This window comes from Balneolaceae bacterium, assembly GCA_034521495.1.
Classification (GTDB): domain Bacteria; phylum Bacteroidota; class Rhodothermia; order Balneolales; family Balneolaceae; genus Rhodohalobacter.
Genome location: JAXHMK010000022.1, coordinates 117,266 through 138,552, shown reverse-complemented (window position 1 = coordinate 138,552; position 21,287 = coordinate 117,266). Strand labels below are relative to the sequence as shown.

The window sequence follows — 21,287 nt, the reverse complement described above, 5'->3', positions numbered from 1 at the left end:
GTGTGTATTTTACCTGGAAGAAAAGCTCATAATATCATTCAAATTTTTTGTTATCATTGCTATCTAAAATAAACCGGGGCAATCTCTTAAATGTTTGTTTAACATTTCATTCGAAATTTAAAAGCTCATTCTTATTTCCTTTATCTGACAAACCAATTCCATGCCTGAAAGAAGATCCAAAAACACTAAAAAAGAGTCTTTTGAACAAGTGGTTGATAGCCACGACAATGGGCTCCCAAAAAATACCAGGAATAGTAAAACCAGTATTAAACAATTAGATACTTTTTTAAGCTTCTTAGAAAGACGAAATCCTTCTGAAAATGAATTTTATGAAGTAGTAAAAGACGTGATGGATTCAGTATGGGATTTAATAGAAAAGAATCCTGCATATAAAAACTTGAACATTCCTGAGCGCATTACTGAACCAGAACGGGTTCTGATTTTTCGCGTGCCCTGGACGGATGATGAGGGGCGAGTCCACGTAAACCGGGGATATCGTGTAGAGTTTAATTCGGCTATTGGCCCGTACAAAGGTGGTTTGCGGTTTCATCCTACGGTTAACCTGGATACACTGAAATTTTTAGGATTTGAACAGATCTTCAAAAATAGTTTAACTACTCTGAATATGGGCGGAGCTAAAGGTGGATCCGATTTTGATCCTAAAGGAAAATCAGATTCAGAAGTTATGCGTTTTTGCCAATCGTTTATGACAGAGTTATATCGTCATATTGGCCCGGCAACGGATGTACCGGCTGGCGATATTGGTGTGGGAAATCGAGAAATTGGTTATTTATTTGGACAGTACAAACGATTGAAAAATGAGTTTTCGGGAGTCTTAACTGGCAAGCAGCCGGCTTGGGGTGGAAGCTATTTACGACCTGAAGCTACCGGGTATGGATTGGTGTATTTTGTACAGGAGATGCTGCACACCCGGGGAACTTCGTTCAAAAATAAACGGGTAACTATATCCGGGTCTGGAAATGTAGCACAGTTTGCCGCTGAAAAAGCTATAGAGTTTGGTGCCAAAGTAGTTACTTTATCCGATTCGTCAGGAATGATTTATGATGCAAACGGACTAAACAGGGAGAAACTGAATTTTATTAAAAAGTTGAAAAACGAAAAACGAGGACGAATAAAAGAATATGCCGAAGCTTTTGACGGTGTGGAGTACCACAAAGGAAAAAAAAGCTGGATAGTTGAATGTCAAATTGCGCTGCCGTGTGCTACTCAAAATGAAGTAGATGAGAAAGATGTAGAAAAATTAGTGGAAAACGGATTAATCTGTTTAGCTGAAGGTGCCAATAAACCCTGCAGACCCGGTGCCATTCACAGATTACTCAATGAGATGATTTTGTATGGTCCCGGAAAGGCAGCAAATGCCGGAGGTGTGGCCGTATCAGGAATGGAAATGGGGCAAAACGGATCTTTTACCCGATGGAGCCGGGAAGAAGTGGAGAATCGTTTAAAAAATATAATGCAGAATATTCACGAACAGTGTGTAGAACATGGCTTAGAGGAAACATCTGGTTATGTGAATTACAAGAAAGGTGCTAACCGGGCCGGTTTCATAAAAGTAGCTGATGCTATGATACAACAGGGAATTGTTTAAAATGGGGAGAGAGGAGGGAAAATACCTTAAAGGATATTTTCCCGATACATTCCCCACACAAAGTAATTCTTATACTGTCTTTAAAGACAGAGTCCAGTCTCGGTGAATCAGGCTTCTACCATTTCGACATCAAAAATATCCGCCAGTCTTCTTCTCTGTTCCTCCACGGTAGATTTTAACGAGTTGAGATTTTCGCCTTTATAGGAATTTCCGTTGGCTATCTCCAGGCAGAGATCCATTCCTGTTTCCAGGTTTTTTCTCATCCGAACCAGTTTCTTCCACTCCGAATCTTCGGGATCTGTCAATAACGAAAGTTCACTGATATAATCCACATACATCACCAATTCTTTGGCAAACATGTGGGGGCGCTCTTTTGGCACAAGAGATCTGCCTCTTCCGTAAATATGATTCACCATCTCATCCAGGGAATACTCCCGGTCGAACCATGCAATATTCGGGCCGGGACAGATCGACTGACGGCCATAAGATGGTTTCATAATTCCAAGCCTGATCATAGAACCGGCTCCAAGATTTGTGCAGAGACAGGTTTTTTCCACCACCTTCTCTTTTTGATTCTCTTTTTCAGAATCTGGCAGATCACTCTCTTGGATAGAGTTAATTTTTAAAAGCTGGTATTCAGATGAAGCTGTACAGATTGGGTTTTCTGTAAATTCCGTATTGGTAACCAAAAATCCTTTCGGACATTTGGAACCCGGTTTGCCTTTCTCAATTAATTTCCTGGTATGGATCTCTGAACCGGATCCCCGTACATTATTAAATGGGACCCCTAATGGCGATACATTGCTTAAATAAAGATCTTTCTCCCCGGCACCAGCCAATACATCAGATGTAAAATCATCCACGCAGGTGGCTTCTGGTACCAGCAAGAATGGACTTCCCCAGCCGGTAGCGTCCATCCCGTAATCTTCAATCAAGCGGCGCATTTCACCATGGTTTCCAATTCCTCCCTGCACAGTTATTCTCGGTGTAATGTCTTCTTCTGCCAGTTCCGGATACTGCCATCCTTGTGATTCATAAAAACTTTTGACCATCGGCTGAAAAGTCTCCTTCAGCTGGTCTCGTTTTTCACGAAATTCATTCAGTAAAACCGGCAATAAAGATCCGTCTGATACGAAGGCATGTCCCCCACAATTCAATCCGGACTCAATCCTGAATTCGGCTACTTCTAATCCCTTTTTCGCCAGGTATTTCCCCTGGATCAGGGCTGAGCGAAAATCACTCACTTTCAGAATTATTTTCTTTTTGATCTCTCCTGATTTGTCCCTGTAGAAATCTTTGAATTCCGAAAGATAACCATACAACCTGGGATTAAATCCAGCTGAAAGCACCAGTGAAGAAGATACCTTGCTGTTGGCATATCCTCGTAAGGCTGCACTTGCATCACTAAATTCGCTGCTCATCGGTTTGTCATCTTTACCCAGTCTGAGAGCATCTACTTTCGCCATGATATTTACATCAATGGAACCCGGTGTCATCAGGGTTGTAAGCTCCTCATAATACTCCTGTCTTTTCTCTTCATCCTTCAGGGACAACACAAATTCATAGGTTTTTCGTAGCGGACTTTCCTCAGGCAGCATCATAAAATAGCGGTCCTTTTCACTGCCTTCAAAAAAATCCATCGCCCTTACCTGCCCGAATTTCTCCTCTACAATATCCGCTACTGTGTTCAGATATGCTGTAATTCGTTTAGCCCGGCCATCTTCTGCGGTTTGTGGAATGTTCTGATATGGCAGATTGAACTCGTTGCTGTAATGTTTCCTGATTTTCTCACATAGCATGTCATCTACGATGGAAATAACCGAATGTATACCCAGATGGGCGACACGAATCGGGGTGTCGATGGAGTGGCCGGTTCCCATGACGGGTATGTGAAATAGATGCTGATTTTTGAACATGTTTATAAACTTACTTTGAATTTCTTACTTGATAGTAACAATATACAATATTTAAGATAAAATACTCTTACTACTTTTAATGATCTGATTGTTTTGAATTTCTGGTATACGTGCTCCAACTCACCCTTTACAAAGCTCAATACTTCGACAGAAATCACTGTTAAGTAGAAATAATTACCCTTTTTTCCGATGTAAATAATCCCTTTATAGATTGTTTTTTATACAGTTAAAGCACAGAACAATTTTACTTTCAAACATTCAATAGATTAATTGAATGTTTGAAAGAACCTCCTTATAATTATGCGAACCAAATAATGAAAGCAATGGATCTAAACAATTTTAAGAAATCACTTTACAAAGAGATGAGCGATGTGACCAAGGCTTTGGGAAATCCAAATCGCCTGGAAATTTTGGATCTGCTGGCCCAGGGCAGTTGCTCTGTTGAGTATATTGCAGATCATACTAACCTGTCTGTAGCCAATGCCTCCCAGCATCTCCAGGTATTGAAAAATGCCAAATTGGTAGCCACAGAACGAAAAGGAAAATACAGCTACTATCAGTTGGCGAATAGTCTTGTGTTTAATACCTGGTGTTCTCTTCGCCGTCTTTCAATCTCACAAAATGCAGAGATTGCCCATTTAATCGATGACTTCAGAAATAACATGGAAGGTATGCAAACGATCTCCACTGATGATCTCATGGAGAAAATGGAGGATGAGGAGATCATGATCATTGATGTACGCCCTGAAGAAGAATATGAGAAAGGACATATCCGCAATGCAATCTGTTTTCCTAAAGATATGCTCAATAAAAACATGAAGGATCTCGACAAGAATAAACAGATAGTGGCTTATTGCAGAGGCCCTTTTTGCATGCTTGCCGATGAAGCCGTGGAGATGCTAAATCAGAAAGGATTCCAGGCCTCTCGGCTTGAAAACGGCTATCCCGATTGGGAAGCCAGAGATCTTCCTGTCGAAAAAGAATGAACTACCTCGGGGCAAAGCCCACGATGTATCAACTTATAATCCAAATTTTTTTAACAATTTATGCACTTATTGTGAAGTGTCCCCCTTTGAAGGGGGCAATGGGGGATGATCATTTATGCTTCAGAACCAAGACTTTGTCAATTCAAAACGCAGATAGTCATCCCCCAGCTCACTCCGCTCGCTTTCCCCCTTCGAAGGGGGAATTTAGTCTTTTTCCGACCCAGAGGGTCGGGGAATTAAACCACTTAGGATTAAAAATTTAAATCAATCACCTATATAAAATTATGGACAAATACTCACGTACAATACGTTTTTTTGCAGGCTTTATGGTTACGTTAAGTTTAACACTGGCGCATTTTGTATCTCCTTACTGGCTTCTGCTCACCTTATTTGTAGGCCTCAATTTGATGCAGTCAACCTTTACAGGCTGGTGCCTTGCAGGGAAAATTATCAGACAATTCGATCTCGGCTTTAAAGAAGGAAAGCCCTGTAAGGTTTAAATAATTAATCAGATAGATAAATCAAGAATCGAAAATTAACATGAATAAAGAAAAGTTATACGCAATAGGAGTATATCTGCTGTTAGGGGCTTTAACATTGCCTTTTAACTTGTATGCCCAACAAAATTTGGAAGAAGAAAAAAAGCTATCACTTTCACTCCAGGAAGCAACTGAAATAGCCCTTGAACAAAATTTTTCCATTGAGCAGGCCGGGTATGAGGTAGATAAAACCAAAGCACAGTATCGGCAAACCAATGCTGTTTTTCTGCCGCAGCTATCGTTTGAATACAATGCCATCTCAACTGACGATCCTTTAAATGTATTTGGATTCAAACTAAAGCAGGAGGTTGTCTCTCAACAGGATTTTAACCCTGCACTACTAAACGATCCGGATCTCTATGAAAATTACAGCGCCAAATTTGAAGTGCGTCAGCCCCTGTTCAATCCCGATATGATTATGCAGCGGGGTGCCGTTAAGAGCAAACTGAACTCGGCAAACGAACAGTTGGATGGCACCCGGAATTACATCCGATACCAGGTTCGCCAGCAATATTACAACCTGGTTTTACACAAGGGACAATTAGAGGTTCTTGAAACCGCCCTTGAAACTGCCGGAGAACACCGGCGCCAAGCCCAGAACTACTTTGAACAGGGACTCCTCAGCCGGGAGGATTATTTAGCTGCTAAGGTATATGAACTGGACATGGAAAGCCGGGTATTGCAGACAAAAAATGACATTGAAAAAGTTCAGGAGGAGCTGGCTCTCATGCTTGGCCTGGATGGGGCAGTCACCATCAACCCAACGGAAGATTTAGAATTTGTATCTGCACCTCAAATCCCCGCAGACCTCTCTGATTTTGAAGTAAACAATGCGCAAACAAGGGCTTTTGATTACCAGGTAACGGCTGCTCAAAAAATGGTTAAATCGGCCGGCTTCAGTTTTTTGCCATCTGTGAATCTATTTGGAAGCTATGAATTTAACGATAACGAATTTGCCAATTTTGATGCCTCCTCCTACATGATCGGAGCTAATCTCCGCTGGAATATATTCACTGGATTCAGCAAGGCCGGTAAAGTGATGGAAGCGAAAGCAGATTACAGGAAAGCCAAAAGTATGCAGGAGAGGCACCTGTTAGACCAGGAAAATCGAGTGCGGGAGGCTGTTCGGTCTTTGAATCATGCCACAAAAGAGCTGGAATTAACGGAAGAGTCAATATCGCAATCCTCTCAAAATGTAGAAATACGAACAAACCGGTATGAGGAAGGGCTCGAAAAAACTACCGACCTGCTTGAGGCTGAAACCAAACTGGCCGAAGCCAGGCTGAAAAATGTGATGGCACTCTACAAATACAATATGAGCATTGCCGCTTTGGAAATGCTGCTCGAAGAAGACTTTAATAATTAACGATTAAACAGATCAAACAATGAATTACGTAAATAAAACTTGGATCAAACCAATTTCGGGAATCTTATCCCTCTTTTTCCTGGTGGCACTCTTTTCAGGCTGTAACCAGGAAGATCAGCAATCTGCATCTGAAGAGGCCCTCAGTGTACAGGTTCAAACCGCTTCAACCTCTGTTTCGGCTGAGGCACAAACATTTCCCGGTCGTGTGGAAAGTGATAACCAGGCCAACCTGAGTACTATTGTTATGGGAACCGTTACCGGGGTTCCGGTGAGCGTGGGTGAAAATGTGAAAAAAGACGATGTGCTTGTTCGGATCAAAGACGATCAGATCCTGGCGCAAAAATCACAGCTCGAAGCCAACATGGTTCAGGCCAAAGCCAACCTTGAGAATACGGAGAAGAACTACAACCGCATCAAAAATCTGTATGCGGAGGAAAGCGCCACTTCCAAAGAGCTGGATGACATCTCTACAATGTATGAGATAGCCAAGGCAAATATGGAAGCATTGGAAGCCCGCCTGAATGAAGTAAACGAAATGCTGGCCTACACGACCATTCGTGCACCTTTTGACGGTATTGTGGCTCGAAAATTTGTCTCTGAAGGAGATATGGCCGCACCCGGACATCCGCTGATTGCCATTGCCGATCCTTCGACCATAAAAATAACAGCCAGTGTTCCTGAAAAATGGATTGGCCAGATTGAAAATGGACAAGAGATCCATATAACAGTCGCTTCAGCAGGGATTCAAAATGTACCGGCCACGTTAAGCAGTGTTAGTGATGCCGGAGATCCTATGAGCCGGCAGTTTGCTATCGAAGCCCGTATCACAGATTCAGAAATCGCCGGACAATTAAAAACCGGCATGTTTGCACAGATTAGCATGAACCTGGATCAAGCTGAAACTCTCTTCATTCCTAAAACAGCTATTGTGAAAAGAGGTCAGCTGACCGGGGTTTATACTCTCAGTGATGCTAACAAAGCTGTGCTGCGCTGGGTACGAACCGGCCAGGCATCCGGAAACGAAATTGAGATCCTTTCAGGATTGAAAACGGGCGAGCAATATGTAGCTGTCGCAGATCAATCAATCCGGCAAGGGCAATTACTGAGTATTCGGTAAAGAGATAAAGACAAAGAATATTTAATAAAAATTTGAAAGGAAATAGAAAACAATGAAAACCGGATTCGCAGGAAAAATTGCTCAGGCGTTTATCGATTCAAAGCTTACCCTGCTCCTGATGATCGCCTTTATGGCCATCGGACTATATGCAGTTTGGCTTACGCCCAGTGAAGAAGAACCCCAAATCGATGTTCCCATGGCTGATATCTTTGTCGGCTACCCGGGTGCATCGCCTCAGGAAGTAGAAAACAGGATATCCATTCCGCTGGAAAAAATTCTTTCTAACATCTCAGGCGTTGAATATGTCTATTCAACCTCGATGCCGGAAATGGGAATGGTTTCCGCACGCTTCTACGTGGGACAAGATGTGGAGGAAAGCCTTGTACGGCTCTACAACGAGATCATGAAGTTTATGGATACCAAACCGGAGCCGGTTACCATGCCGCTTATCAAGACAAGGTCCATAAATGATGTGCCCATTGTGACGCTCACCCTCTGGAGTGATATGCACGATGATTACCAAATTCGCCGGATAGCCCAGGAACTGGATAACGAGATAAAATCGATTACAGATGTTGCCGAAACCAAAATTCACGGGGGACGGTCCCGCACTGTCCAGGTTGTTCTTGATAAGAATAAAATGGCCTCACTCGCCATAGACCCTCTTCGTGTGGCACAAACAATTAAAGCCGCAAACAGAGAATTTAAGTCTGGTAAATTTTCAGTAAATGACGAGGAATACCTGGTGCAAACCGGTAGTTTCCTGAAGAACGCCGAGGACGTTGGAAGCCTTGTTCTGGATGTTCGCGCCGGCGACTCCATTCTGCTCCGTGATATTGCTGAGGTGAAAGACGGGCCCGGTGAACCGGCAAATTATGTATCCTATTCCCCCGGTCCCGTATCATCTGAGGAGAGCGGCCTGCATGCCGGCAGTTCATACCCTGCAGTTACAATTTCAGTAGCCAAGCGACAGGGGGCCGATGCCATGGAGATTGCCACTCAAATCGATCGGATGGTGGAGAAACTGAACGGTTCCGTGATCACAGAAAACATTCGTGTGGAAACGACACGGAATTATGGTGAAACAGCGACTGAGAAAGTAAATACATTGCTGATTCACCTGGTGGTTGCAGTACTTTCAGTCTCTTTTGTTGTGTTTCTTGCGATGGGCTGGAGAGGAGCACTGGTTGTATTTATATCAGTACCCATTACATTTGCCCTCACTCTCTTCTTTTACTACATGTATGATTACACCCTGAACCGGATTACACTGTTTGCACTTGTGTTTGTGACCGGTATTGTGGTTGACAACTCCATTATTGTAGCAGAGAATATGCACCGCCATTTCAAGATGAGAAAACTGCCCCTGAAGCAGGCAGCTATTTATGCCATTAATGAAGTGGGAAATCCAGCCATCCTGGCCACCTTTACGGTCATTGCCGCTGTGATTCCAATGGCATTTGTTTCCGGTTTGATGGGGCCCTATATGAGCCCGATCGCAATCGGCGCAACCGTAGCCATGATTCTTTCTCTGATTATTTCATTGATTGCAACCCCATGGCTGGGATACCGGTTATTGAGTGCCGTAAGAGTTCATTCCGGCGGTAGTTCAGGAAAACGATATAAGCTTGAAGATACGATCATCTACAAATTGTATGATAAAACAATGCGCCCACTGATGGAGAGCAGCTGGAAGCGCTGGGCCTTTTTACTCGGTACCACCGTTATCCTTTTTGCTTCCCTGGTTCTCTTCTACACGAGATCCGTTGAGGTGAAAATGCTTCCTTTCGACAATAAGAATGAGATTCAGTTGATCATCGACCTGCCCGAAGGAACAACGCTTGAGCGAACGGATGCTGTTGCACGGGAAGTAGGTTTGGCACTGCTGGATGTCCCCGAGGTATATGATTACCAGGTCTATTCCGGGACTAATGCGCCGATCAACTTCAACGGGTTGGTTCGAAGCTATGATATGCGGCAAATGTCGAATGTGGCTGATATACAGGTAAACCTTGTGGACAAAAGCCTGAGGTCTGACCAGAGCCACGACATCGCCAAGCGAATGCGTCCGCTCGTTCAAAAAGTGGGTGAAAAATATGGAGCGAACGTTAAAGTGGTCGAAGTTCCTCCGGGTCCACCCGTCCTCTCTACACTGGTTGCCGAGGTGTATGGCCCCAACCTGGAGATGCAGCGATCTATCGGAAATGAAATCAAACAGATCTTTTCAGAAACTCCGGGAATTGTCGATACAGACTGGATGGTTGAAGATGAGCAGACCGAATATCACTTTGACGTTCAGAGAGAAAAAGCTGCTGTAACTGGTGTAATGCCGCAACAGGTTACAGAATCTTTAGGAATGATCTTGGGTCAACATCCGGTCAGTTCTCTGTATGATGAAAACGAAGCCAGCCTGGTACCCATCCAAATGAAACTGGATGAGTCCTCGCGCGCCGGTGTTCAAAATCTGGGCGGACTACATGTACAATCCCAAACCGGGGCGATGGTACCTGTCACGGATCTGGTCCAGGTAGAGAAAAGAACATTGGCAAAAAGCATCCATCGCAAGAATCAAAGACGAGTGGTGTATGTAACTGCTGAGGTAGCCGGTGAAATTGAAAGCCCGGTTTATGCCATCCTGGATGCGCAAAATCAGATTGATGCAATTGATTTACCTACCGGCTACAATCTTGAACAACAGTACGCCGGGCAGCCGTTTACAAGCGAAGATGTCACCGTTAAATGGGACGGCGAATGGCAAATTACCCTTGAAGTATTTCGTGACTTGGGAATTGCATTTGCAGTGGTTCTGCTGATTATCTATATCCTGATTGTCGGCTGGTTCCAGGATTTTGGAGTTCCGTTTATCATGATGATTGCCATTCCGTTATCCCTCATCGGTATATTGATCGGACACTGGGTGGCCAGTGCCTTCTTTACCGCAACGTCCATGATTGGATTAATAGCATTGGCGGGCATTATGGTTCGAAACTCTGTACTGCTGATCGACTTTATCCAGATCAGCCTGAAGGAGGGGAATTCCCTGCAAGATGCAGTTATTGAGGCAGGCGCTGTTCGTACCATGCCGATCCTGTTAACAGCCGGTACCGTAGTTATTGGTGCGATTGTAATCCTGTTTGATCCGATCTTCCAGGGACTGGCAATCTCGCTGATGGGCGGAGCGATCGCTTCCACAGCGCTGACCCTGGTTACCGTACCATTGATCTATTTCATGGCTAAAAAGAATCTGCGGGCAGATGAAATCATCACTAAATAGAGTACACAAAATCGGCTATGCAGGCTTCATAGACTTGACTCACTTTTAGCCTGTATAGCCGGTTATTTTTCTTATTCAAAACTCAATCTAATTCATTATGAAATTACTAATTATACTTAGCGTAGCAGAATTTGAAAACGAGGTTCGGGCTATGATGACCAAAAATAACGTACCCATCTACAGCGAAACAGAAATGTACGGTTTCAAAACAGAAGACCATCAACCGGATATCCGGAGCTGGTTTTCTCAACCGGACAAAGGGATCTACTCCACTCTGTTTTTCTCTTTCCAGGATGAAGCAACCGTTAAAAATATTCTGGAGGATGTGAATGAGTTTAACTCTAAAACGGAAGAGAATACCGAAAATCCATTACATGCCTATCAGATAGCTGTGGAAGCATTTGCTTGATTAGTTTTTAGTAGAACCTGTCAGAATCCGATCTAAGAGAGGTCCTGACAGAGTTCGGTTAGTCTAATCGACTCTGGAAGAGTCTGAAGAACCTGACAGAGTTCAAAAATGGGAAAAAAAGTCCCAAAGTTATTCAACAGCCAGTTCGTAGAACCCGTCTGATCGCATGGAGCGGTCTGACGGATAATATGCTTTTCTCTCAGTCCTGTCTTCAAAGGTTCCGGTATCTCAGGCTTTATTTTTTTCTATTAAACCTTATCACCATTAAAATAACAAGCCATACTCCCGTTCTGAATGTCATGGCTATAACACTTTCCATAGCAACCCTATCGCTCGAAAAATAGAGTAAGCTGATCATCAGAAATACAAAAAGATTCAATAGAAAGACTGTTCGGGCAGCAGGCAATGCCTTTTTGTGACTCTTCCAGATCAATAGACCAGTTATCAAATAGAGAAAGCCCATAACAAAATTAAAAATCAGTAAGGGTAAAAAAATAGTATAACCCGGATCTGAAATACCCAAAAGTGTTTGACCACCGACAAAAACGGTAATCATTCCAAATAGCACAGCTACAAATGAAGTTGTTATTCGAATGATGGCTAACTTTCTGTCCTTATTCATGCTCAGTAGTTGAGTTTACAGCTTATTAATTATAACATATAAAATTGTCTTAATACTTTTACTTTTATTCATATTAAAAAAATCTTTCATAGTTAAACCATACATCCGTTGAACACAGAAAAAAAGAGCCTTCACTCATCACAAGAAATAAAACCCATGAATGCAGAGATCATGGCACCGGCGGGTGACTGGACCTCTTTCCGTGCTGCCATCCAGGGCGGGGCCGATTCAATCTATTTCGGGATTGAACAACTGAATATGAGAGCAAGAGCCTCCAATAATTTTACAATGGATGATCTACCCAGGATATCGGCACTTGCAAAAGAGCATGGTATCAAAACGTACCTTACGCTTAATACGGTACTGTATGATCATGATCTGCCCATGATGAAACGGATCATAGATACGGTAAAGGAACAAAATATCACAGCGATTATAGCAGCCGACCAGGCCGCCATCTCCTATGCATACAAACAGGGTGTAGAAGTCCACATTTCCACACAGGCGAATATTTCAAACATCGAAATGGTAGAATTCTACAGCCATTTCGCTGATGTGATGGTTTTGGCACGGGAATTGAGTCTTGGACAAGTGAAAAAGATCGTGGAAGGAATTAAAGGAAGAAATATAACCGGTCCATCCGGTGACCTGGTACAGATTGAAGTTTTTGCTCACGGTGCCTTATGCATGGCCGTATCCGGCAAATGTTATCTCAGTTTACATACGTATAATGCATCTGCCAACCGCGGGGCTTGTATGCAAAACTGCCGTCATGCTTACAACGTACAGTCTGATGACGGTACCGAACTGAAGATTGATAACGAATACATCATGTCGCCCAAGGATCTTTGCACCATCGATTTCCTGGACCGTGTACTGGATTCAGGTGCAGCCGTTTTGAAAATTGAAGGACGGGGTCGCTCTCCCGAATATGTTAAAACTACAACCCGCTGTTACAAAGCAGCTTCTCTCGCTGTTGCAAATGGCACCTACACCCCCGAAAAAGCAAGACAATGGAAGAACGACTTAGACCAGGTGTATAATCGTGGATTTTGGGATGGTTATTATTTGGGAAGAAAACTGGGAGAATGGAGTCCCGTTTATGGTTCTGCAGCCAGGAAAGAGAAAACATTTGTGGGGAAAGTGCTTCATTACTATCCCAAAGCAAAAGTGGCTCATCTCCGAATCAAAGCGAGAGAGATCTCAACAGATGATTCCATCCTGATTATCGGCGATCGAACCGGGGTAGCGGAACCAACGATCGAATCGTTTTGGGTGGATGACAAACCTGCTGAAAAGGCGGTCCAGGGACAAGAATGCACTATCAAGATTGACGTGGATGTCCGGGACGGTGATAATGTGTACCTCTGGGAGGATCGCTCCTGATGCGCATCATCTATTACCGGGACAAATGTATCGGCTGCAACTACTGCGTGGAGGCGTGGCCCGAACGGTGGCAGATGTCCAAGCGCGACGGCAAATGTGTCCTCATCGGCGGAAAGAAAAAGGGACAGGTCTACCGCGCCGACGTGGGAGAACATGAACGGGAGTTAAACGAGAGAGCTGCCGAGGTTTGTCCGGTTGATGTGATACGGGTGGAAGGATAATTTTCTTATACAAACTTACTTGTTCCGACGCTCCGCTTAGGAACGGAACCTCGCATCATTATAGAAACATGAAGCAGAGCTTCAACTGTGCATTCAGAAGGAGACCTTCTGAACGAGTGAAAAGCTTCATAAATATATACCGAAGGAGAGTAGTTGTTCATCGACCTGATGCCTCGGAGTGGGAAGGAAATCCACTCTTGAGAGGGGACAGGTGAAGGCAAAACGGCGAAGCCGGGTTTGACGAACCAGGGGTGTGTCGAGGGAGTGTTCCATTGGCTACACGTTTAAAAGGAACTTCGAATCCTGGGTAACACACCCCTGATTCAATCGCTGAACGCGATTCAATCTGTCCCCTCTCAAGTGGGGATTATACAGCCTTGCTTATTACTTGAACTCAAGCTTTTTAAATGAAAACAGATACTGCAAAACGCTAAACACGTACGAAGGAGACCTTCGCCACGAGTAGAATGCTCACTGTTTCCTGATGAACTGTTCACTGAATTCCTGCTCGCAGTTCCATTATCTCTTCCTCTGTGAGCGGCTTGAATTCCTTCGCATTCCGAATATTCTCTTCAAGATGTTCCATCCGGGAGATACCTACGATGGTTGTAGAAACCGGCTGACTCATTGTATAGTATAAAAGCTGTTTTGGTGTCAATCCGCGGCCAACCAAACCACCTCCGCCAAATACTTTCATCCCGATCACTCCCATATTCCTGTCAGAAGTAAGCCGGAAGAAACGGTCGAGATTTTGTTCATCCTGCAAAATAGAACCTGATGCATTTAAAGGAATGAGTGCACAATCGTAAGGATAGCCTTCAATCGCTTCCGAAAGAATCCGACTTGAGTGACTCGTCACCCCGATAAACCGAACGACTCCCTCCTCTTTCAGTTTCTCAAATGCTTGCCGTGCACTGTTCTTTTGCACCAATCTGTCATACCTCTCCTGCATCATATAATGGTGTTGGTACAAGTCAACATGATCCGTATTCAGCCGGCGAAGGCTCTCTTCAAACAAGCGCATCGTTCCGTCATAGGTGTAATCGTGGCTTTTCGTTGCCAGGAATACTTCGTCACGCCGCGTCTTCATCACTTCGCCAATATAGGTCTCACTGGAACCGGAGCCATAGTAAGCAGCCGTATCGATATAATTCACGCCCAGGTCAAGTGCCCGGTTAATGATTGCCACAGATTTATCAAAAGTACCTGGGATTTCCAAGGCACCCTGTCCGCCGAGGCTGTAAATACCCACATCGAAACCGGTATTTCCGAGCGGCCGTTTGGGCATTGGATTGTTTATGGGATCTGAAATCCATGCAGCAGTTTTGGCAAACAGATCGTTTTTGGTTGTGGTTGCAAAACCGAGTCCGGCCGCGGCAACCAAGCTATTCTTCAGAAAAGTTCTGCGGTCTAATCTCTTACTCATATTCTCCTCCCTCATCTCTTTTGTAATCACAGTGTATATAGTAAGGTAGCCAAATTCGGATTTAAGAGAAACAGTTTTACTGCCGTTCATACATCTCTTATTACTTGCTTTGAAGTTTTCATCAAGAGATGAAGCAGACCGGATACTTTACCAGCGGATAATTCACCAAAACATGGAAAAATACACTCATAGAATAATATCTCAACTTGCTCTTTTTTTTGACGATGGTGTTATATATTTTAGTTAACCATATTTAATAGTATTTTGTCTTTTATTATATCTTATGAACACAAAATCTCAGCACAGCTCCTGGTCAAGTAAACTTCTGTACCTTGTATCAGGTTTGTTACTATTTGAGATTCTGACCGGCTTATCCATCTCATTCCTTCCATTTAGCCTGTCAAACCAGGTGATGGTCTTGCTTCATACCGCAGCCGGACTCATTTTCATGTTTCCCTATCTGTGGTATCAATTCAAACACTGGATGAAGTACAAAGACCGTCCTCTGAATGAATTTTCTGTTACCGGGTATGTTGGGATGGCGGCAACAACGACAGCCATTATTACCGGGATTGTTTTAACCTGGCAGGCACTGTTTACGAGTTCCATTGGTACCGTTTGGAAGAATGTTCATCTCATCTCCACCTTTGTGTTAATCGCCTCCGTCATACCACACGTATTCCTGATTATCTGGCGTGATTCAAAAGTTCAGTCACTCAGTACAAGCATTCGGTCTCGTCTAACAGGGCAAAAACGGTTTGGCTTCAACAGCATCTACCTCCTGTTGATTCAGTTTTTACTGGTCGGCCTCTTTATGTTTGCCTATTCAAAAACAGAGACCTCTGCATCCCCTCCGCAAAATTACCAGTATCATCAAAATTCTGATTCACCCTTCTATCCAAGTCTTGCCTCTACTGCAGACAGCAGCCTGACTTTTCCCCGGGTGATGGGTGGTTCTGAATCGTGCGGATCTGCCGGCTGCCACAAGGAGATTAAAGAGGAGTGGGAAGTGAGTGCACACCGATATTCGGCAAGTGATCCTTTCTTCAGGAAAATCCAGGAAAATATGGGAGAGCTAAAAGGACCCGTGGCGGCTCGCTATTGTGGGGGTTGTCACGATCCTATTGGGTTGTTTTCAGGATCGGCCAATCTCTATTCCGACTCACTCACACATCAAACCGGTATTAATGAGGGGGTCTCCTGTATCTCATGCCATGCAATTAGCGAGGCTGATGTTCAGGGAAATGCCGATTACGTACTTGACCTGCCTGAACGATATCTTTTTGAACTCGGCGAGGGTAAAACTTCCAAACTAATCAGCGATTTCCTGATCCGTGCCTACCCTGACTATCACATCGAGAGTTATAACCGGCCACTGATTAAAACCTCTGAATATTGCGGTTCATGCCATAAGCAATATGTAGACGAAGACATCAATAACGTAGGCTGGGTTCAGCTTCAAAACCAGTACGACCAGTGGAGGAAAAGTCACTGGTTTTCTGAAAATGAGCCGTTTCAAACCATAGAATGCAGGGAGTGTCATATGCCGCTCGTTGAATCCCTCGATCCCTCCAGCGGAGATCGATCTGATTATAACAGAACTCCCGATGATGGGAAACACCGAAGTCACCGATTTTTAGGCGGCAACCAGTTTGTACCCAAACTTCTGGATCTGCCAAATGCTGACGAACATGTTCAGATGATTGAGGAGTGGCTTCGGGGAGAATACGAAATCCCCGAGATACAGGATAAATGGGAGGGCGGCCCGGTCGTTCCAATTACCATCATTTCGCCGGATACCACTTTTGCCGGCGAAAAACTGCGTATGGACGTTTTGATCAACAACCGAAAAGCCGGGCATGAATTCCCAACAGGCCCGCTCGACATGATACAGGCCTGGATTGATATGACCGTAACCGATCAACATGGAAATGTACTCTTTGCATCCGGCAAACTCGATGAAAATCATTTTATTGAGCCCGGGGCTTTTGTCTTTAAAGCTGAGCCCGTAGATCAGTATGGAAATTTAATTGATCGGCACAATTTATGGGAGATGGTGGGCGTGCGCTACAGCCGGGCTCTATTTCCGGGCAAATCGGATTATGCGCGTTTCTCTATGATGATGGAGCAACAGGAACAAAAGCATAAACCGTTCTCAGATTCACAACCAGCTTCCTACACTTTGGATTCACTACCACCGGGAACATCCCAAATTGAAATAACGGCTAAACTGCAATACCGAAAGTTTAATCAGTTTTTGATGAATGAAGTCTTCAGCGATATCAAAAATTACGATACATCACCTGTTACAACAATTTCTGAACACTCTAAAACGGTAACTATTTTACCACGGGAGATTCAATAATGATGAATTTGTCCAAAAGACAACGCAAAATCACCTGGGCATCGCTCTCATTGAGCCTTGTTTTTTTGATCTCCACTGCATCGGTCTGGTGGCTGGTGCAATCGCCCGGTTCAGCGAGTGTCACCGAGGCACAGGGTCTTACATCCAAACTCGACAGAGATTTGCCGGAAGACCTGCCATCCATTCTGTTTCAGGATGTTACTCAAGAAACGGGAATTCAATTTAAGCACTTCTATGGAACACGAGGATCAAGAATTACGGAAGATATGGGATCCGGAGTAGCATGGATCGATTATAATAACGATGGATTTCAGGATCTGTTCGTTGTGAATAATGCCGGCCCGATGGATCTGTCCGATGAGGAGTTCCAACAATCTCCCGCTACCTCTAAACTCTATCGGAACAATGGAAACGAAACGTTTACGGATGTCACAGCTGAGTCGGGACTTGAGCTTCGAATGCACGGTATGGGAACAGCCTGGGCCGATATCGACAATAACGGCACCATTGACTGCCTGGTAACCGGTTATAACCAGCTTCGTTTATTCAGCAACAACGGTGATGGAACCTTCAATGAAATCACAAAAAAAGCCGGCCTCGATGGATTTGAAGATTTTTGGGCCGGAGCAGCATGGGGCGATGTCAATAACGATGGATATATAGATCTCTATGTAACGGGATATCTCTCCTACTTTGAAATTCCGGATGTAAATGAAATTAAAGATCTCCACGAACCTCCTTCCATCAACCCATCTGTTTTTGATCCGACCGGAAACCTTTTTTTCATCAACAATGGAGATGGAACATTCCGGGAAGCTGCTAAAGAACTGGGCCTGGATAATCCGCAGGGTAAGGGACTGGAAGCAACCTGGGTGGATCTGACCAACGATCACCTCCCCGAGCTCTATGTTACGAATGATGTCTCAGACAACGCACTCTATCGGAACACGAATAATTTTGAGTTTCTTGATATCAGTTATCCCGCCAAAGCTGCCGATTACCGTGGGTCCATGGGCCTGGCCGTGGGTGACTGGAATGGAGATGAAGACCTGGACATTTTCATCACTCATTGGATTGCACAGGAAAATGCGTTCTATTCCAACATGTGGACTGATGATGGGAATGATATGTTGTTTTTTAAAGACGAAGCTGACCGTTACGGGCTCGGTCAATCTTCTCTCGACTACGTTGGCTGGGGTACTTTCTTTTTTGATATTGACAACGATACACGCCCCGATCTGTTTGTTGCCAACGGACATACCAACCAGCTTACCGATCAACCCGAAAAAATGATTGGCATGCGGGACCTTCTCTACTGGAACCGAAATAATGAGGACGGTTTTTATGAAATTGGTGAGGTTTCCGGAGGGTACTTCTCTGAAGAGCTGGTAGGCCGGGGCGCTGCTTATGCCGATTATAATAACGACGGCAAGCTTGACCTGTTTATTGTAAACCACGACGGGCCGGGAATACTTCTTAAAAATCAAACCGAGACCGCCAACAATTGGCTAAAGGTAGAACTTGAAGGAACAACAAGTAACCGGTCTGCATACGGAACCAAACTACAACTTATCACACCCGGGGGAGTCCAGGTCAAACAGGTGGGAATGCAGGCGTCTTACCTCTCCCACAACAGTCTTGTACAACATTTTGGCCTTCGGGAATCTGAAACCGCAGATAGTCTTATTGTTGAATGGCCAAGCGGACTGATTGAAGAATTTGCGAATATTCCGGCCAACCGGGAGATCAAGATTATTGAAGGAGAGGGAACATACCGATGATATCAAAAGCGCACGTCCTTTCATTTTTTGTAATGATCCTTTTGTATGCAGGTGTAGCCATCTGGAAATGGACTCCGTCTTCAGTTGAATATCCTCAAAATTCTACCAGCAGTTCTCTGAACACTGATGAAACCATAGAAGCCCGTTTTTGGGATCATTACAATCAAGCTACGGAATATCGCTCTCAACAGCTCTACCGGGAAGCATCGAAAGAATATTCAAAAGCTTTACAGCTCAAAAGCAATCACAAAGATGCCCTGTACTATGCAGGGAGCATGCATCTGATGGCCAGGGAATTTGAGAAGGCCAACCTGAAATGGAATCGACTGCTACAGGAGGAGCCGAATGCACCCAGGACAAATCTCCGGCTGGGAACCCTTCATTTTTGCATGGATCCGAAAAATCAGCACTTCGATCTCGAGAAAGCTTATCTCTATTTCTCGGAAGCGTGGAAATTAAACCTGGAAGAGACCGGTGCCCCCCTGCTGCTGGCTAAGATTCACCTATTAAATAATGACCCTCTACCGGCGGAAGAACTTCTGTCAGACATTCTTTCTGTGAACAGTACGAATGAAGAAGCACTTTTTTTGATGGGTTTTATAAAGTGGCGTTCCGGGAATATCAATGATTCAAGGCAATTCTTAAGCAGGTCAAAGAATTATCTGAACCAGGATACCGACAAAGGCCACCTTGGAGAAGGAGCTACAAAATCGGGAAATGCAATGCTTTTACAAGGTCGGTTTTGTGATGGCTTTGAAGTAACCTTTAATAAACTTCTGCAAGACTCTTCGGAATCTCCGGCAGATGAAATCTACTCTGATTTTAAAATGAAAATTCTGGAGTGGAGGGATAAATTTAGAATTCCCGATTAAACACAACGTTCCTCATCCGCACTTTGATTCTCTTCACATACCGCTTTCGAGAGAGCTGTTTTTTTGAATGTATATGCGGAAATAACACCAATAATGGCTTTTAAATGCAGGTGTGGCAGAGATCAAACTAATTAAGACATCTTTATCTTAAATTCACATTTCATCCTTATCCTAATAAAAGACAAAGGACTCTTTTATTAGTAATAAATCAAATACACAATGAGAACATTTATAAAAACAATTACTCTTTTAACATTTTTGGTCTTTTCAGCTACCCATTATTTGGCACATGCTCAAACAACAGAGTATACCATTGACGGCATGACATTCGGAATGCCCGAAGCTGAAGTTTATACCGAAGACTACGACGGACCGGCGGTTGTTGGCGAAACTATCACCATGCTGCCGAACCTTGCTCCCCTTGATTATGAAGGGAATAAACATCACGATATACGGATGGATATCCTTGCCCAGGAAATTGAAGTAGCCGATGGCGTTCGTTACAGAGCGTGGACTTTTGGCGGAACTGTACCGGGGCCGGTCATTCATGTAAAGGAAGGCGACCGTATTACATTTACTATGCAAAACCGTTCTGACGAAATAGTTGACATTTCTGAACCGGGTGCCGAAACCTCTCCATATTTGAAGCAGATCTCAGAGAATCCTTTTATGAATCCTGAAGGCAGTATTATGCCGATGCCACACTCCATGGATTTCCACGCCGGAACCGTGGCAAAAGATGACAAATGGAGAACCATCGCACCGGGACAAACCATAAAATTCGACTGGGTGGCAAACTATCCGGGAACGTACATCTACCACTGCGGAACACCAAGTGTGTTGATGCACACGGCCATGGGACAGCACGGAGTTGTTGTGGTTTCCCCGAAAGACGGGTACCCAACGGATGACCAGGTTGACCGTGAATATGTAGTGGTGCAATCCGAATACTACCTTACAAAAGGACCCGGTGAACTCTATCAATACGATTTTGAAGCAGCCCAGGCCCGAAATCCATCTCACGTTGTATTCAACGGCCATCAAACTGTGTTACATGATCAACCTCTGAAAGCCAATGCAGGAGAGCGTGTTCGCCTTCACTTCTCCAATAACGGCCCGAGCGGAACATCAAGCTTCCATGTAATCGGCGGAATTTTTGACCGCGTATGGCTGGAAGGGCACCCCTTTAATGAAATGAGAGGCATGCAAACCGTTTTGGTTGGTGCATCCGGCTCGGCAACTATCGACATGATTGTGCCTGAAGAGGGCAAATACATCCTGATAGATCATGAATTTGCCGATGCAGAAAAAGGTGCAACCGGTACGTTGAAAGCAGGCCCAAAAAAGTAAGCTACCCCTATCCGTCAGACCGCTCATAGCGGTCAGACGGATAATCTC

14 protein-coding genes are annotated in these 21,287 nt (G+C 44.2%); 11 read left to right on the top strand and 3 right to left on the bottom strand.

The genetic code is table 11. The features are described from left to right. The first annotated feature begins 160 nt into the window (after positions 1 to 160). Entirely contained in the window at positions 161 to 1,609 is a 1,449-nt protein-coding gene (gdhA, locus tag U5K72_20000; protein MDZ7721115.1) for an NADP-specific glutamate dehydrogenase, read from the top strand. Between the two features lie 107 nt (positions 1,610 to 1,716). Here gdhA and U5K72_19995 read toward each other — a convergent pair whose 3' ends face one another. After that, on the bottom strand, positions 1,717 to 3,525 hold the full coding sequence (locus U5K72_19995) for a hypothetical protein (protein ID MDZ7721114.1): 1,809 nt from the start codon (positions 3,523 to 3,525) through the stop codon (positions 1,717 to 1,719). A 323-nt stretch (positions 3,526 to 3,848) separates the two neighbouring features. On the opposite strand from U5K72_19995, the gene U5K72_19990 reads away from it, so the two are divergent. The 5 genes from U5K72_19990 (at position 3,849) to U5K72_19970 (ending at position 11,216) form a co-directional block, all read left to right on the top strand. After that, positions 3,849 to 4,511, top strand: a complete 663-nt coding sequence (locus U5K72_19990) for a metalloregulator ArsR/SmtB family transcription factor (GenBank protein ID MDZ7721113.1) — start codon at positions 3,849 to 3,851, stop codon at positions 4,509 to 4,511. Positions 4,512 to 5,051: 540 nt separating this feature from the next. Further along, positions 5,052 to 6,416 (top strand): TolC family protein, encoded by a 1,365-nt coding sequence (locus U5K72_19985; GenBank protein MDZ7721112.1) that lies wholly within the window; start codon positions 5,052 to 5,054, stop codon positions 6,414 to 6,416. A 19-nt stretch (positions 6,417 to 6,435) separates the two neighbouring features. Then, positions 6,436 to 7,533, top strand: coding sequence for an efflux RND transporter periplasmic adaptor subunit (locus U5K72_19980; protein MDZ7721111.1), 1,098 nt, complete (start codon positions 6,436 to 6,438; stop codon positions 7,531 to 7,533). Between the two features lie 52 nt (positions 7,534 to 7,585). Continuing rightward, positions 7,586 to 10,807 (top strand): efflux RND transporter permease subunit, encoded by a 3,222-nt coding sequence (locus U5K72_19975; protein MDZ7721110.1) that lies wholly within the window; start codon positions 7,586 to 7,588, stop codon positions 10,805 to 10,807. Positions 10,808 to 10,904: 97 nt separating this feature from the next. Beyond that, positions 10,905 to 11,216, top strand: a complete 312-nt coding sequence (locus U5K72_19970; GenBank protein MDZ7721109.1) for a hypothetical protein — start codon at positions 10,905 to 10,907, stop codon at positions 11,214 to 11,216. A 235-nt stretch (positions 11,217 to 11,451) separates the two neighbouring features. Here the strand turns inward: U5K72_19970 and U5K72_19965 are convergent, their stop codons facing one another. Next, positions 11,452 to 11,838, bottom strand: coding sequence for a hypothetical protein (locus U5K72_19965; GenBank protein MDZ7721108.1), 387 nt, complete (start codon positions 11,836 to 11,838; stop codon positions 11,452 to 11,454). Positions 11,839 to 11,946: 108 nt separating this feature from the next. Here U5K72_19965 and U5K72_19960 point away from each other — a divergent pair, with 108 nt between their 5' ends. Then, on the top strand, positions 11,947 to 13,224 hold the full coding sequence (locus U5K72_19960) for a peptidase U32 family protein (protein MDZ7721107.1): 1,278 nt from the start codon (positions 11,947 to 11,949) through the stop codon (positions 13,222 to 13,224). Between the two features lie 714 nt (positions 13,225 to 13,938). Here U5K72_19960 and U5K72_19955 read toward each other — a convergent pair. Further along, complete coding sequence (locus U5K72_19955) at positions 13,939 to 14,961, bottom strand: aldo/keto reductase (protein MDZ7721106.1); 1,023 nt, start codon at positions 14,959 to 14,961, stop codon at positions 13,939 to 13,941. 193 nt (positions 14,962 to 15,154) lie between these two features. Here U5K72_19955 and U5K72_19950 point away from each other — a divergent pair, with 193 nt between their 5' ends. The 4 genes from U5K72_19950 (at position 15,155) to U5K72_19935 (ending at position 21,239) form a co-directional block, all read left to right on the top strand. Beyond that, the gene (locus tag U5K72_19950; protein ID MDZ7721105.1) at positions 15,155 to 17,236 is read left to right on the top strand and encodes a multiheme c-type cytochrome; all 2,082 of its coding nucleotides are present in this window, start codon (positions 15,155 to 15,157) and stop codon (positions 17,234 to 17,236) included. A gap of 8 nt (positions 17,237 to 17,244) precedes the next feature. Beyond that, on the top strand, positions 17,245 to 19,017 hold the full coding sequence (locus U5K72_19945) for a CRTAC1 family protein (GenBank protein MDZ7721104.1): 1,773 nt from the start codon (positions 17,245 to 17,247) through the stop codon (positions 19,015 to 19,017). After that, complete coding sequence (locus U5K72_19940; protein MDZ7721103.1) at positions 19,014 to 19,889, top strand: hypothetical protein; 876 nt, start codon at positions 19,014 to 19,016, stop codon at positions 19,887 to 19,889. The genes U5K72_19945 and U5K72_19940 overlap by 4 nt, the downstream gene beginning before the upstream one ends. A gap of 219 nt (positions 19,890 to 20,108) precedes the next feature. Then, positions 20,109 to 21,239, top strand: coding sequence for a multicopper oxidase domain-containing protein (locus U5K72_19935; GenBank protein MDZ7721102.1), 1,131 nt, complete (start codon positions 20,109 to 20,111; stop codon positions 21,237 to 21,239). The last annotated feature ends 48 nt before the right edge of the window (positions 21,240 to 21,287 follow it).